The following is a 13,698-nucleotide window of genomic DNA, read 5'->3' as shown; positions in this document are numbered from 1 at the left end:
CGCGCGGGTCGGGTTCCCGCGCGGTCAGGCTGCCCAGCGGGTCAGGATCCCACCGGTGCCGGTCCGACCAGCTCCGTCAGCACGTCCTCCATCGTCACGAAGCCCAGGACGGCGCCCGTCTCGCCGGTGACCGCGGCGAGGTGGCTGTCCTCGGTGCGCAGGGCGGTGAGGGTGTCGTCGAGCGGGGTGTCGATGCGGACGCGGGTGACGCGGTGCAGGGCCGAGCGCGGGAACGGGCGGTCGCGGTCGGTGAGGCCCAGGGTGTCCTTGATGTGCAGGTAGCCCAGGACCGTACCGCCGGGGCCGGTGACCGGGAAGCGGGAGTAGCCCGCCTCGGCGGCCATGCGTTCCAGCTCGGCCGGGGTGACCGTGTGGGGGACCGTGCGCATCTTCTGCGACGGGACCAGGATCTCGCCGACCGGGCGGGTGCCCAGCTCCAGTGCGTCGCGCAGGCGCTCGCCGTCGGCCGGGGTGAGCAGCCCGGCCTCGCTGGCGTCGACCACCATGCGGGCCAGCTGGTCGTCCGTGAAGACCGCCTCGACCTCGTCCTTCGGCTCCACCCTGAGCAGCTTGAGCAGGGCGTTGGCGAAGGCGTTGATGCCGAAGACGAACGGCTTCAGGGCCCGGGTGAGGGCGACCAGCGCGGGACCGAGGAACAGGGCGGTGCTCGCCGGGGCGGCCAGCGCGATGTTCTTCGGGATCATCTCGCCGATCAGCATGTGCAGATAGGTGGCGAGGGTCAGGGCGATCGCGAAGGCCACGGGGTGGACCAGCGCGTGCGGCATGTGGACCGCCTCGAAGACCGGCTCCATCAGGTGCGCGATGGCCGGCTCCGCGACCGCGCCGAGCACCAGCGAGGAGACGGTGATGCCGAGCTGGGCCGTGGCCATCATCTGGGAGATGTGCTCCAGGCCCCACAGGGTCATCCGGGCGCGCTTGTCGCCCGCCTTCGCGCGCGGCTCGATCTGGCTGCGGCGCACCGAGATCAGGGCGAACTCGGCGCCCACGAAGAACGCGTTGGTCAGCAGCGTCAGCGCGCCGATGAAGAGCTGTACGGCGGTCATCGGGCCATCTCCCGCTGCTCGTGCTCCGGCTGCCCGCCCACCAGGGGCGCGGGCGCGGTGACGCGGAGGCGGTCCGCGCGGTGGTGGTCGACGTCGAGGACGTCGAGGTGCCAGCCCTCCAGGTCGACGACGTCGCCCTTGACGGGGATGCGCGCGAGGTGGGTGGCGACCAGACCGGCCAGGGTCTCGTACGGCCCCTCCGGCGCGGTCATGCCGATGCGCCGCAGGTGGTCCAGGCGCAGCGAGCCGTCGGCCTCCCAGGCCGCCCGGCCGTCGGTCCGCGCGGGGGCGGGCAGGAGGTCCGGTATCTCGACCGGGTCGTGCTCGTCGCGCACCTCGCCGACGACCTCTTCGACGATGTCCTCGACGGTGGCCACGCCCGCCGTACCGCCGTACTCGTCGATGACGACGGCCATGGTGCGGGCCCGGCGCATGCGCTCCAGGAGGCGGTCGGCGGGCAGGCTGTCCGGCACCAGGAGCGGCGCGGCGGCCAGCTCGGTGACGGGGGTGACCGCCCGGCGCTCCGGCTCCAGGGCCAGCACGTCGCGGATGTGGACGGTGCCGATGACCTCGTCCAGGCTGTCGCGGTAGACCGGGAAGCGGGACAGGCCGGTGGCGTGCGAGAGGTTCGCGGCGTCGGCGGCGGTGGCGTGGGCCTCCAGGGCCTTGACGTCCACGCGCGGGGTCATGACGTTCTCCGCGGTCAGCTCGCTCAGGTGCAGGGTGCGGACGAACAGCTCGGCCGAGTCCGCCTCCAGGGCGCCCTCGGCGGCCGAGTGCTGGGCGAGGGCGACCAGTTCCTCGGCGCTGCGGGCGGACGCCAGCTCCTCGGCCGGTTCCAGGCCGAAGCGGCGTACGAAACGGTTCGCCGTGTTGTTCAGGTGCCGGATGAACGGGCCGAAGGCGGAGGTGAACCCGCGCTGCGGACCCGCGACGACCTTCGCGACGGCCATCGGGCGGGAGATCGCCCAGTTCTTGGGGACCAGCTCGCCGACGACCATCAGGACGACGGTGGAGAGCACCACACCGAGCAGCGTCGCCACCGTCGAGGCGGCGGCGCCCAGGCCGATCGCCTTCAGCGGGCCGCGCAGCAGCACCGCGATCGACGGCTCGGCCAGCATGCCGATGACCAGCGAGGTCACCGTGATGCCGAGCTGGGCGCCGGAGAGCTGGAGGGTCAGGGAACGTACGGCCTTCAGGGCTCCCTCGGCACCGCGCTCGCCGGACTCGGCGGCACGCTCCAGGTCACCGCGCTCGACGGTGGTGAGGGAGAACTCGGCCGCGACGAAGACCGCGCAGGCCAGGGTGAGCAGGAGGGCCAGCAGGAGCAGCAGGACCTCGGTCACCGTGCCACCCCGCTTCCTTCACGCGGATACGGGGGCACTGGCGGGCCGGCCGTGGCACGGCCGGTACTGGGAGGCTCCATTACGGAACGGGACTCCTTAACGGGGTCGGCGGGCGCCGGTACCAGCCGGGCGCCCGAGGTTTTCCCTCACATGGTAAAGGACCTGCAAAGAGAAGGGGAGTACTCATACCCCTGCGCTTCTACTCGCCTGTAGAGAACGGGCGGACGGTTCCGGTTGTTCCCTGCGGCGGCGCGGGCACGGCAGCCTGATAGCTTCTACAAAACTGTAGAAGCAACACTCTCCCGACCCGTACGGAGTTCTCATGGCCCTGTGGGACCGCTTCAAGGAGTCCGCGTCGCAGATGCAGACGCAGCTCGTGGCGAAGAAGAACGACCTCAAGAGCGGCGCCTTCCGCGACGCGAGCATGGCGATGTGCGCGCTGGTCGCCGCGGCCGACGGCACCGTCGATGCGTCGGAGCGGCAGCGCGTCGCCCAGCTGATCTCGGCCAACGAGGTGTTGCAGAACTTCCCCGCCGACGACCTGCGCCGCCGCTTCGAGGAGAACCTCGACAAGCTCACCGCCGACTTCGCCTTCGGCAAGGTCGGCATCCTCCAGGAGATCGCCAAGGCCAGGAAGAAGCCCGCCGAGGCGCGCGCCGTGGTGCAGATCGGCATCGTGATCGGCGGCGCCGACGGGGACTTCGACAAGGACGAGCGGGCGGTGGTGCGGGAGGCCTGCTACGCGCTGGACCTGCCGCCGCACGAGTTCGACCTCTGAGGTCTCACTCGCCGGGGCCGCGGCCGCCCGCACGGGTGCGGTGCGGGCCCAGTTCGCGCAGGACCTCGCCGAGGCCGGCGGCGGTGAGCGCGGGCGCCGGCAGGGGCGGTGCGGCCGGCGCGGTCCGCAGGCCGGCGAGGAACAGGGCGAGCGGGCGGCGCCAGGCGTCCGGCGTGGTCGCGGCGGTCAGCGCCGGGACCGCGCGGCCCAGCGCCGCGAGCCCGAACAGGACGTCCTCGGTGGTGACGTCGGCCCGCACCGCGCCGTCGTCCCGGCAGCGGGCCAGCAGCGCGTCCACGGTCCGGCGGTTGTGCTCGTGCACGGCCTCCAGGCTGTCCACGCCCCGCAGATGCGTGGTCATCAGGTCGTTGGAGCCGCGGTCGGCGGCCAGGGCCGCGAAGACGACGTCCAGATAGCCGGTGAGACCCGCCCACGCGTCCGGCGCCCGTCGGGCCCGCTCGCCCGCCTCCATCGTGCCGGTCAGCGAGTCCCGGAACACGGCGTCCACCAGCGCGGCGCGGGTGGGGAAATGGCGGTAGAGCGTCGCGTTGCCGACCCCCGCCCGGCGCGCGATCACGTCCAGCGGCGCGTCCAGCCCCTGCTCGGTGAACACCTCGTGGGCCGCCTCCAGCAGAAGCTCCCGGTTGCGTCGCGCGTCGCGTCGCTGCCGGGGCGCTCCCTCGCGTGCGCCGACGGTCATCCTCGCCCTCCGGATCGTACGAACCGGGGAGTGCTCCCCGTGCCCTCGGTGCCGATGCTATCGTCGGCCGGGTAAACGGGGATCACTCCCCGTTTAAGTGCCGTCCCCGGTTCCCAGGAGGTCCCATGGCCGCGCCCACCCTCGACGAACTGGCCGCCCTCCGGGCCGCGGGCGCCGTCCACCGGGTGTCGGTGCCGGGGAGCGGGGAGAGCTGGCTGGTCGTCACGCGCGACGCGGCGCGGGCCGCGCTCACCGACCCGCGGCTGCGCAACGACATCCGGCACTCCGCGTCCTGGGACTCCGACGGCGGGCACGCCATCGGCCGCAACATGCTCCAGAGCGACCCGCCGCAGCACACCCGCCTCCGCCACCTGGTGGCCGGCCACTTCGCACCGGGCCGGATCGCCGCCCTGCGCCCCCGCGTGGAGCGCGTCGCGGGGGACCTGCTGGACGCACTGGAGCGCCGGGGCACGGCGGACCTGGTCGCCCGGTACGCGCTGCCCCTCCCGGTGACGGTGATCTGCGAACTCCTCGGCGTGCCCGGGGCCGACCGCGAGGTCTTCCACACCTGGTCGAACGAGCTGGTCATGCCCACCTCGCCAAAGGCGGCTGAAGCCGCGGCCGGCGCGCTGACCGGCTATCTCACCGACCTGACCGGCGCCAAGCGCGACGCCCCGGACGGCACCCTCCTCGGCGACCTGACCGCCGCCGCGGACGCCGGGGGCCTCACCGCCGAGGAACTGCTCGGCACGGCCTTCCTGATCCTGGTCGCCGGCCACGAGACGACGGTCAACCTGATCTCCGCGACCGTCCACAGCCTCCTCACCCACCCCGGCCAGCTCGACCGCCTGCGCGCCGAGCCGGAGCTGGCCGGGGCGGCGGTGGAGGAGTCGCTGCGGTTCAACTCCCCGGTGCACGCCTCCGCGTTCCGTTTCGCGGCCGAGCCGCTGGAGCTGGCTGGCACACCGATCGCGGCCGGCGACTCGGTGCTCGTCTCCCTCGCCGCCGCCTCCCGCGACCCCGGCCACTTCCCCGCCCCCGACCGCTTCGACATCGGCCGCGCGCCCCGCGGCCACCTCGGCTTCGGCCACGGCCTCCACCACTGCCTGGGCGCCCCGCTGGCCCGGATGGAGGCCACCGTCGCCGTACGCCTGCTCCTCGAGCGCCACCCCGCGCTCGCGTTCGCCACCGACCCGGCGACGCTCACCTGGCGCACGAGCACCCTGCTGCGGGGGCTGGCGGAGCTGCCGTTGCGTCTGGGCTGACCCCCAAGCGTCAGGACGGGTCCTCCGGTACGGCGGACAGCAGGCTGTGCACGACCGGGCCCGCCGAGCCGCCGCCGGTGACGCCCTCCTCGACGACCACGGCGACGGCCACGTTGCCGCGGTGGGCGACGAGCCAGCCGTTGTTGTCCTGGTCGTCGGAGACCTCGGCGGTGCCGGTCTTCGCGCCGACCTCGCCGGGCAGGTCGGCCAGGACGCGCGCGGTGCCGTCGGTGACGGTGTCCCGCATCATTCCGCGCAGCTGGCCGACGACCTTGCCGGGCAGCGGCTCGGTGCGGGTACGGTCCTCGTTCCCCCCGGTGACGGACGGCTGGTGGAACTCGCCGGAGACCGCGGTCGCCGTCACCGACGCCATGATCAGGGGGTTGGCCTGGATCCGGCCCTGTCCGATCATCGACGCGGCCTTCTCGGTCTCGTCCTTGGGCACCGGCACCGAGCCGTCGTACGTCGGGATGCCCACGTGCCACTCCTGGCCGACGCCGAAGTAGGTGCGGGCGACCTCGCCCAGCTCCCCCTCCTCGAGCTTGCCGCGCAGGCTGATGAAGGCCGTGTTGCACGACTCCATGAAGTCCTTGCGGAAGGTGGCGCCCGGGTGCTCCGACGTCTCGACGTTGTGGAACTCCTTGCCGACCGTCAGGTACTTGGGGCAGTCCACGACGTCGTCGGGGGCGACCGCACCCTTGAGCAGCAGGGCGCTGCTGGTGACGATCTTCCAGGTGGAGCCGGGCGCGTAGGTGCCGGAGGCGGCGCGGTTGAAGCCGCTGGAGGGGGAGTTGGCGAAGGCCAGGACCTCGCCGTTGTCGACGCGCAGGGCGACGAGCGCGGCGTTCTTGCCGTCGGCCTTCTCGAGGGCCTGCTCGGCGGCGGACTGCCAGGTGGCGTCCAGGGTGGTGCGCACCGGCCGGTCCGCCGTGGCCGGGTCGGGCTTCTTGCCGAAGGACGCCTCGGTGCGCACGGTCTCGCCGCTGGCCCGGTCGACCAGCTCGACCGCGCCGCGCGGACCACCGCCGCCCGAGTCGCCGGCGAGCCGGCCCAGGAGCGGTGCCAGGGACGGGTACCGCGCGCCGTTGAGGGAGGTGCCCTCACGGTCGGTGACCTTCGGCGGGGTGGTCTCGGCGCGCTCCAGCCGGAACTTCTCCGTGTCGCTCAGCCGCGGGTGCACCAGGGACAGCCGCCAGTCCACCTTCCAGGCGCCGTCCTGTTCACGCAGCGGCAGCTCCGACTCGTACGTCCAGGTGCCGAGGCCGCTGATCGGCATCCGGGCGGTGAACGGGACGCCGAGGGTGCCGTCCTCGGCCTCCTTCGCGTCCTTCGCCGCCGTCAGCTTCGGCTTCTCGATGTCGAGCCCGGCGGTGAAGCTCTGGAGCACCTCCTCGGCCGGGCCGGGTCTGGTGGTGCGGCCGGCCGCGTTCGGCAGGCGCCCGGCGGACCAGTCCGCGAGGAACGCGCGCGCCTGCTCCATCGCGGCGGGGTCCGGGCCGTCCTCGCCGCGCGCGAAGGGGCCGAGCCCGGCGGCGTACGAGCCGCCCGCGGCGATCGCGAGCACGACCGCCACCGCGGCGACGGCCCGCACGCCGTTGCGGGGGCCGCGGCGGCGGGAGGAGGGGAGGTACGAGGCGTCGGACATCGGAAGTTCCCTGTCTGTCGGGGCGGTGGGCCGGCCGGGTGGTGAGGCGGCGGAGTGGTGGCATCCGGGGGGCGGTGGCTTCTGTTCGGTGCATCGGACCGGTGCGTCGGATCGGTGCGTCGGCGGCGCCGGGTCAGCGGCCGGGGTGGCGCGGCGCGTGGCGTCGGGTCAGCGGTCCGAGGCGGTGAAGAAGTCGAGGATCGTGCCGGTGGCGTCCAGGTCCTTGCTGACGGGGCCGAATCCCTCGGGCGGTGCGGCGGTCGTCCCCGGCCAGGTGTGACCGGCGTCGTGGACGACGAGGAGCCGGACGGTGCCGGCGTCCGGGGCGCCTCGGCCGTCCTTCGGCCGCCAGACGGTCTCGTCGTAGCCCTTCCGCTCCCGCGTGACCGGGTCACCCGCGCCGCCGGCGTCCGCGAAGGCCTCCGCGGTGTCCCGTGCCGACAGGCTCGGCAGGATCGGTTCCTCGGGGTTCGGCGGCGGGGAGGGCAGGCCGGCCAGGGGCCGTACGGGGTCGTCGGCGCCGTAGACGACCAGGACCGGGACGGGTCCGGTGGGCTTCACCGCGCCGTCGCCCGCGGCCAGCTGGCCGGAGACCGAGGCCGCGCCCGCCAGCAGGGCGGGGCGTTCGGCGGCCATGCGCAGCGCCATCGAGCCGCCGTTGGAGAACCCGGCGACGTAGACCCGCCGCGGGTCGGCGTGCTCGGTGCCGACCAGGTGCTTGATCAGCGCCTCGGTGAAGCGCACGTCGCGCCCGGGGTCGGGACGCTGCTCGGTCGCCCTCGCGCCCGCGCCCCAGCCCTGGTCGAGGCCCTCGGCGAAGGCGACGAGCATGCCGCGCTCCTCGGCCGCCCGTTGCAGCCCGCTCTTCTCCCGCAGGTCGGCGGCGCTCTCACCGCGGCCGTGGAAGGCGATGACGAGGGGCCTGCGGCCGTCGGCGGCGGGCCGGTGCAGGAGGTAGCGGCGGGTGTGGCCGTCGACCCGCAGCTTCCCGGGGACCTCCGGCGCCGCGGCGGCCGTACCGCCGGTGCCGGACGCGCCGCTCGACGGTGGCGCGGCGTCCGGGCGGGAGGAGTCGGCCGAGCAGCCGGCCAGGGGGAGCACGAGGCCGAGGGCGAGCGCACCGGGCCAGCGGCGGAGGCGGGGCGCGAGGTCGCGGAAGGAGCGCATGTCCCGAGGAGAGCAACCCCGCCGGGCCCTTGTCCAAGATTCATATGGATGTTGGATCGATCAATCCCCGATATGATTACTGCTCGTGGACCTGGTGCGGCACCTGGAGTGCTTCGTGGCTGTTGCAGAAGAGTCACACTTCGGGCGTGCCGCGACCCGGCTGGGCATGGCCCAGCCGCCCCTGTCGCAGCGCATCCAGCGGCTGGAGAAGGAGTTGGGCGTCCGGCTCTTCGAGCGCACCAGCCGCCAGGTCACCATCACCGAGGCCGGCACGCTGCTGCTCGCCGAGGCCCGTGAGCTGCTGGCCCGCGCCGAGTCCCTGCGGGCCACCGCGCGCCGGGTCCGCGACGGCGAGACCGGTCTGCTGCGCGCCGCCCTGTCCCCCGACATCTCCGGCGAGACCGTCGCCGCGCTGCTGGCGGACTTCCGGCGCCGCCACGCGGGACTGGAGCTGGAGCTGCACGAGCTGTCCACCGCCCAGCAGCTCGCCGGGTTCGCCGCGCACGAGCTGGACGTCGGCCTGATCCACCACCCCTGCGACGTCGCCGGCCTGGAGCTGGGTCCGGTGCTCCGCCGCGACCTCGGCGTCCTGCTGCCGCGCGGCGCCCCCCAGGCGGACCGGGCGGAGGTGCCGCTCGCCGCCCTGACCGGCTACGACCTGGTCCTCTTCCCGCGCGCCGACGCCCCCGCGGTCTACGACGACCTGCTCACCTCGTGCGCCCGGGGCGGCTGGACGCCCGGTGCCGTACGGCACGGCCAGGGCGCCAGCTTCGTCCGCGGCCTGGTGCTGTCGTCCGGGGCCGTCGCCCTGTGCCCGCGCGACACCCGGCTGGTGACACCCGGCGACCGGGACCTGGTCTGGCGCCCGCTGGCCGGGGCAGCGCCCGCCTGGCGGCACTCCGTGGCCTGGCCGAAGGGACGCGGCGACGCCGCCGTCGGCGCCTTCACGGACGCGGCCACCCACGCCCTGCGCACCACGGCCGACGCCCACTCGGAGGCCCCCGCCCGGCCCCTGCACCTTCGCCCGGCATCGGAGTACTGGCTATGACGGCCCCCGCCGCCTTCCCCCACCCACCGTCGCCCGGTGCCACCGCGGGCCACCGCCCCGCGTTCCCCACCACCGCGCGCCCGGCGCCGCCCCGCGCCACTCCGCACACGACGGACCGCCGTCCGGCGTCCACCACCACCCACCGGCCGTCGCCCGGTGCCGCCGCGCCCTCGGCCGACCATCACCCCGCGCCTCCCGCCCCCGCCCGAGCGGCCGGCGGGTCCGTCGCGGTCCTCCCCCGGCCGGGCGGGCGCCCGCGCACCGTCCCGGCCCTCCCGGCCCCCGGGACCGCCCACACCACCCCCCGCCCCGGAACCCGCGTCCCCCGCACCCGGTACGCCGTCCCCACCCGCCGCCGCCCGGCATCGGAGCCCCGGTCATGACCGACACCGCCACCGCGGCCCGGCTGGGCGCGGCCTTCGCCGAGGCCGGGGTCACCGGGTGGCTGCACGCCGTGGACGTGGACTCCGGTGCGCAGGTGGAGGCCGGTGCGGACCAGGCGGTGTGCACGGCGAGCGTCCACAAGGTGTGCGTGCTGGTGACGCTGCACGAGCAGGCGGCGGCCGGGACGCTCGACCTCACCGAGCAGGTCGAGTGCCCGGCCGACGGGCGCACCCCGGGACCCACCGGCCTGTCGGCGATGCTGGACCCGGTCCGGCTGTCCCTGCGCGACGCGGCGTTCTGGATGATGTCCGTCAGCGACAACACCGCCGCCGACCTGCTGCTGCGCCGGGTCGGTCTGGACGCCGTCAACCGGACCACCGAGCGGCTCGGCCTGCACCGGACGCGGGCCGTGTACGGCTTCGGCGAGATGCTGCGCACCATGCGGGAGGACGCCGGGCCCGCCGGCGCCCAGGCCCTGGCCGACCCGCACGTCATCACCCGGCTGCGCGCCCTGGACCCCGCCCGCACCAACCGCAGCACCCCCCGGGACATGACCCGGCTGCTCACCGCGGTCTGGCGGGACGAGGCCTGCCCGCCCGAGTACGGCGCCGCCATGCGCCGGATCATGGGCCTCCAGGTCTGGCCGCACCGCCTGGCCTCGGGCTTCCCCTTCGACGACGTCCACGTGGCCGGCAAGACCGGCAGCCTGCCGACCCTGCGCAACGAGGTCGGCGTCGTCGAGTACCCCGACGGGGGCCGCTACGCCGTCGCGGTCTTCACCCGCACCGCCCACACCGCCGCCACACTCCCGGCGGCGGACGCGGTCATCGGCACGGCGGCCCGGATCGCGGTGGACGCGCTGCGGGCCCCGTGAACCGCCGGGCCCGGAGATCGAAGAGACATATCGGGCGCTTTATCCCATTCGGGGGTACATAATCAGAACATGAGTACGGCAACGTATGAACTGCTGGCCGCGTCCGACGCGGTCAACGTGACAGTGGCCTTCATCCTCGGGCTGGTGGTCGCCGGCGCGCTCATCGGCGCCGTACGGATCGGCATGCGGGTCATGGACCGGGAGTCCGACCGCCCGCGCGCCGAGGATCAGCCCCACCTCCCGGAGACCGGCGCCGTCCGCGAGGAGCGGGAGATGCGGGAACCCGACGAGATCCCGCTGAACCAGGACGGCAGCCCACGGCTCATGCCCTACGAGCTGCACCACTCGGGCAGCCGCCGGGGCGAGGACCAGCGACGCAAGCGCTGGCTCCCCGGATCCAGCGGAGCCTTCGGCAGCGGCGGCTCCGGGCACCACTGAGCGGCCCGGCGGCGGACGGACCGCCGGGCGGACGCGGCGGAGGGGCCCGTCGGACACGGCGGAGCGGCCCGGCCCGCGGGGACGCGGGCGGGCGCGCGTAGGGTCGCCGGGACCGGCCCCCGCAGCCCAAGGAGCCCCCGCCGTGACGACCGCCCCCAGCCGGCCGCAGCCCGTCCCCGTGATCATCGACTGCGACACCGGCGTCGACGACGCCCTCGCCCTGCTCCTTGCGGTCCGCCACCCCGGACTCGACCTGCGCGCGGTCACCTGCGTGGCCGGGAACACCGACGTGGCGGGCGTCGTACGGAACACCCTGACCGTGCTGGAGCAGGCCGGCGCCCCCGACATCCCCGTGGCCCGGGGCGCCGAGCGCCCGCTGATCGAGGCCGTACGCACCGCCCGGCACGTGCACGGCCACGACGGCATGGGCGACCTCGGACTGCCCGCGCCCACCCGCACCGCCGCCGACGTGGACGCGGTGACCCTGCTGCGCCGGGAGATCCTCGCCTCCCCGCGCCCGGTCACCCTGGTCCCCACCGCACCGGCGACCAACATCGCGCTGCTGCTGCGCACCCACCCGGAGGTCACCGGGAACATCGAGCGGATCGTGTTCATGGGCGGCGCGGTGACCACCGGGAACGCGACGCCGGTCGCCGAGTTCAACGTCTGGCACGACCCGGAGGCCGCCGCGATCCTGCTCGGCGCCGGGGTGCCGATCACGATGTACGGCCTCGACGTCTTCCAGCGGGTGATCGTCCCGGGCCCGGACGTGCGCCGCCTGCGCGCGAGCGACGAGCCCGGCACCCGGCTCGCCGGTGAGCTGCTCGCCCACCGCGGCCCCGCCACCGACGAGTCGGACCCCGGCGGCGGCCTCGGTGACGCGGGCGCGGTCTGCGCGGTGCTCGACCCGGCGGGCCTGACCACGCACCGGCTGCCCGTCGAGGTCTCCCTGGCCCCCGGTCCGGCCCGCGGGCAGACCGTCGTCGACCGCCGCGTCCGCCCCGGCGAGTCCGAACTCCACGACGGGACCCGGGAGCAGCCCCTGGTGGACGTCGCCTTGGACGTGGACGTGGACCGCTACGTGGAGCTGTATCTCTCGGCGGTCGAGCGCCGGACTCCGTAGCCCTCGGCGCGTCGCGGGCACGCGGGTTCGCTTTTCGGGTGATGTGGACAGATCTATTCGTGTCGCCCGCACGCTCGCGAAGGAGACCGCGTGACCGTACGCAGCACCGCCGCCAAGCCCGACCTGTCGTCCAAGGACCCCAACTGGTGGCGGCAGGCCGTCATCTACCAGGTCTACCCCCGCAGTTTCGCCGACGCCGACGGCGACGGGCTCGGTGACCTGCGCGGCATCACCCAGCGCCTGACCCACCTGGCCGCCCTGGGTGTCGACGCCCTGTGGCTCAGCCCGTTCTACCCCTCCGAACTCGCCGACGGCGGCTACGACGTCGACGACTACCGCGACGTCGACCCGCGCCTGGGCACCCTGGACGACTTCGACGCGATGGCCGCCGAGGCGCACCGGCTGGGCCTCAAGGTGATCGTCGACCTGGTCCCCAACCACTCCTCGCACCGCCACGCGTGGTTCCTGGAAGCCCTGGAGGCGGGCCCCGGCTCCGCGGCCCGCGACCGCTACGTCTTCCGCGACGGCCGCGGCACGCAGGGCGAACTCCCGCCCACCGACTGGCAGTCGGTCTTCGGCGGCAGCGCCTGGAAACGGGTGCCGGACGGGCAGTGGTACCTGCACCTGTTCACCCCCGAACAGCCCGACCTGAACTGGGAGAACGAGCAGGTCCGCGCCGACTTCCGCACCACGCTGAAGTTCTGGTCGGACCGGGGTGTCGACGGCTTCCGCGTCGACGTCGCGCACGCCCTGGTCAAGGACCTGGCCGAGCCGCTGCGGGACCTCGGCTCCCCCGAGCTGAGCGGCGAGGCGGCGCTCGCGGAGTTCGCTCCGGGCACCCACCCGTTCTACGACCGCGACGACGTGCACGAGGTCTACCGCGACTGGCGCAAGATCTTCGACACGTACACCCCGCCCCGCATGGCGGTGGCCGAGGCGTGGGTCCCGGGCGCCCGGCGCGCGCTGTACGCCCGCCCGGACGAACTGGGCCAGGCCTTCAACTTCGAGTACCTCCAGGGCGGCTGGGACGCGGCGGAGCTGCGCGCGATCATCACCGGCTCGCTGGCCGACGCGCACGCCGCCGGTGCCTCGGCGACCTGGGTGCTCTCCAACCACGACGTGGTCCGGCACGCCACCCGCCTGGTGCTGCCGCCGGGCACCGACACCGACGCCTGGCTGCTGTCCGGCGGCCACGCCCCGGCCGTGGACGCGGCGGCCGGACTGCGCCGGGCCCGCGCGGCGACGCTGCTGATGCTGGCGCTGCCCGGTTCGGCCTACGTCTACCAGGGCGAGGAGCTGGGGCTGCCCGAGGTGGCCGACCTGCCGACCGAGGTCCTCCAGGACCCGATCTGGGAGCAGACCGGGCACGTCCGCAAGGGCCGCGACGGATGCCGGGTGCCGCTGCCGTGGACGACGGAGGGACCGTCGTACGGCTTCGGCGCGGGCGCGGCGTGGCTGCCGCAGCCGCCGGTCTTCTCGGGGTACTCCGTCCAGGCCCAGGACGGGGTGGCGGACTCGACCCTGGAGCTGTACCGCACGGCGCTGCGCCTGCGCCGCAAGCTGCTCGACGGCGAGTCGCTGACCTGGTCCGACGACGTGCCGGCCGGGGTCCTCCAGTTCGACCGCACGGACCGCTGGCGCTGTGTCACCAACATCACCGGTGCCACGGTCGACCTCCCGGCCGGCGAGGTACTGCTGAGCAGCAGCCCGCTGGACGGCGGCCGCCTGGGCCCGGACACGACGGTCTGGCTGGGGCTGTAACCGCGCACCGTCCCCGTCTCCGTCCCCGTCCCTCACCCGGACGGCCGCGCGCGCTGGTGGCGGGGCGGGGACGGTGGTGGCCTGGGGGGTGCGGCCGGGCCCGGA

General features: G+C 74.7%; 12 protein-coding genes. 7 read left to right on the top strand and 5 right to left on the bottom strand.

From position 1 onward, the window contains the following. Positions 1 to 41 precede the first annotated feature (41 nt). Together ACZ67M_RS21960 and ACZ67M_RS21955 are read right to left on the bottom strand one after the other, a co-directional pair. Positions 42 to 1,064, bottom strand: a complete 1,023-nt coding sequence (locus ACZ67M_RS21960; RefSeq protein WP_125494306.1) for a hemolysin family protein — start codon at positions 1,062 to 1,064, stop codon at positions 42 to 44. Beyond that, complete coding sequence (locus ACZ67M_RS21955) at positions 1,061 to 2,410, bottom strand: hemolysin family protein (protein WP_361356978.1); 1,350 nt, start codon at positions 2,408 to 2,410, stop codon at positions 1,061 to 1,063. The genes ACZ67M_RS21960 and ACZ67M_RS21955 overlap by 4 nt, the downstream gene beginning before the upstream one ends. Before the next feature lie 322 nt (positions 2,411 to 2,732). On the opposite strand from ACZ67M_RS21955, the gene ACZ67M_RS21950 reads away from it, so the two are divergent. Further along, positions 2,733 to 3,188: a tellurite resistance TerB family protein gene (locus tag ACZ67M_RS21950; protein WP_392011354.1), complete on the top strand. Its 456-nt coding sequence runs from the start codon at positions 2,733 to 2,735 to the stop codon at positions 3,186 to 3,188. A gap of 4 nt (positions 3,189 to 3,192) precedes the next feature. On the opposite strand, the gene ACZ67M_RS21945 is transcribed toward ACZ67M_RS21950, so the two are convergent. Further along, positions 3,193 to 3,888, bottom strand: coding sequence for a TetR/AcrR family transcriptional regulator (locus ACZ67M_RS21945; protein WP_469852307.1), 696 nt, complete (start codon positions 3,886 to 3,888; stop codon positions 3,193 to 3,195). A 125-nt stretch (positions 3,889 to 4,013) separates the two neighbouring features. Between ACZ67M_RS21945 and ACZ67M_RS21940 the strand changes: the two genes are divergently transcribed. After that, positions 4,014 to 5,153, top strand: a complete 1,140-nt coding sequence (locus ACZ67M_RS21940; protein WP_469852305.1) for a cytochrome P450 family protein — start codon at positions 4,014 to 4,016, stop codon at positions 5,151 to 5,153. A 10-nt stretch (positions 5,154 to 5,163) separates the two neighbouring features. On the opposite strand, the gene ACZ67M_RS21935 is transcribed toward ACZ67M_RS21940, so the two are convergent. Further along, on the bottom strand, positions 5,164 to 6,798 hold the full coding sequence (locus ACZ67M_RS21935) for a penicillin-binding transpeptidase domain-containing protein (RefSeq protein ID WP_469852303.1): 1,635 nt from the start codon (positions 6,796 to 6,798) through the stop codon (positions 5,164 to 5,166). A gap of 168 nt (positions 6,799 to 6,966) precedes the next feature. Continuing rightward, on the bottom strand, positions 6,967 to 7,965 hold the full coding sequence (locus tag ACZ67M_RS21930) for a CE1 family esterase (RefSeq protein ID WP_469852301.1): 999 nt from the start codon (positions 7,963 to 7,965) through the stop codon (positions 6,967 to 6,969). 115 nt (positions 7,966 to 8,080) lie between these two features. Between ACZ67M_RS21930 and ACZ67M_RS21925 the strand changes: the two genes are divergently transcribed. The 5 genes from ACZ67M_RS21925 to ACZ67M_RS21905 all read left to right on the top strand — a co-directional run bounded on the left by ACZ67M_RS21925 (position 8,081) and on the right by ACZ67M_RS21905 (position 13,593). Continuing rightward, complete coding sequence (locus ACZ67M_RS21925) at positions 8,081 to 9,013, top strand: LysR family transcriptional regulator (protein ID WP_453435768.1); 933 nt, start codon at positions 8,081 to 8,083, stop codon at positions 9,011 to 9,013. A gap of 379 nt (positions 9,014 to 9,392) precedes the next feature. After that, the gene (locus tag ACZ67M_RS21920; RefSeq protein WP_392100009.1) at positions 9,393 to 10,271 is read left to right on the top strand and encodes a serine hydrolase; all 879 of its coding nucleotides are present in this window, start codon (positions 9,393 to 9,395) and stop codon (positions 10,269 to 10,271) included. 69 nt (positions 10,272 to 10,340) lie between these two features. Beyond that, a complete protein-coding gene (locus ACZ67M_RS21915; protein ID WP_161330406.1) occupies positions 10,341 to 10,709 on the top strand; it encodes a DUF6479 family protein in 369 nt (122 codons plus the stop codon). A 142-nt stretch (positions 10,710 to 10,851) separates the two neighbouring features. Then, complete coding sequence (locus ACZ67M_RS21910; protein ID WP_392011342.1) at positions 10,852 to 11,832, top strand: nucleoside hydrolase; 981 nt, start codon at positions 10,852 to 10,854, stop codon at positions 11,830 to 11,832. Positions 11,833 to 11,922: 90 nt separating this feature from the next. Continuing rightward, positions 11,923 to 13,593 carry a glycoside hydrolase family 13 protein gene (locus ACZ67M_RS21905; RefSeq protein WP_469852298.1) on the top strand — a complete coding sequence of 557 codons (1,671 nt, stop codon included), beginning with the start codon at positions 11,923 to 11,925 and terminating at the stop codon, positions 13,591 to 13,593. The last annotated feature ends 105 nt before the right edge of the window (positions 13,594 to 13,698 follow it).

Source organism: Streptomyces sp. NPDC107500, assembly GCF_055582785.1.
This window is presented reverse-complemented; position numbering and strand designations above follow the sequence as displayed.

Excerpts from the sequence above, each read along its gene's own strand:
- ACZ67M_RS21960 (WP_125494306.1), bottom strand. The coding sequence starts at position 1,064 with ATGACCGCCGTACAGCTCTTCATCGGCGCGCTGACGCTGCTGACCAAC.
- ACZ67M_RS21950 (WP_392011354.1), top strand. The coding sequence starts at position 2,733 with ATGGCCCTGTGGGACCGCTTCAAGGAGTCCGCGTCGCAGATGCAGACG.
- ACZ67M_RS21945 (WP_469852307.1), bottom strand. The coding sequence starts at position 3,888 with ATGACCGTCGGCGCACGCGAGGGAGCGCCCCGGCAGCGACGCGACGCG.
- ACZ67M_RS21940 (WP_469852305.1), top strand. The coding sequence starts at position 4,014 with ATGGCCGCGCCCACCCTCGACGAACTGGCCGCCCTCCGGGCCGCGGGC.
- ACZ67M_RS21935 (WP_469852303.1), bottom strand. The coding sequence starts at position 6,798 with ATGTCCGACGCCTCGTACCTCCCCTCCTCCCGCCGCCGCGGCCCCCGC.
- ACZ67M_RS21930 (WP_469852301.1), bottom strand. The coding sequence starts at position 7,965 with ATGCGCTCCTTCCGCGACCTCGCGCCCCGCCTCCGCCGCTGGCCCGGT.
- ACZ67M_RS21920 (WP_392100009.1), top strand. The coding sequence starts at position 9,393 with ATGACCGACACCGCCACCGCGGCCCGGCTGGGCGCGGCCTTCGCCGAG.
- ACZ67M_RS21915 (WP_161330406.1), top strand. The coding sequence starts at position 10,341 with ATGAGTACGGCAACGTATGAACTGCTGGCCGCGTCCGACGCGGTCAAC.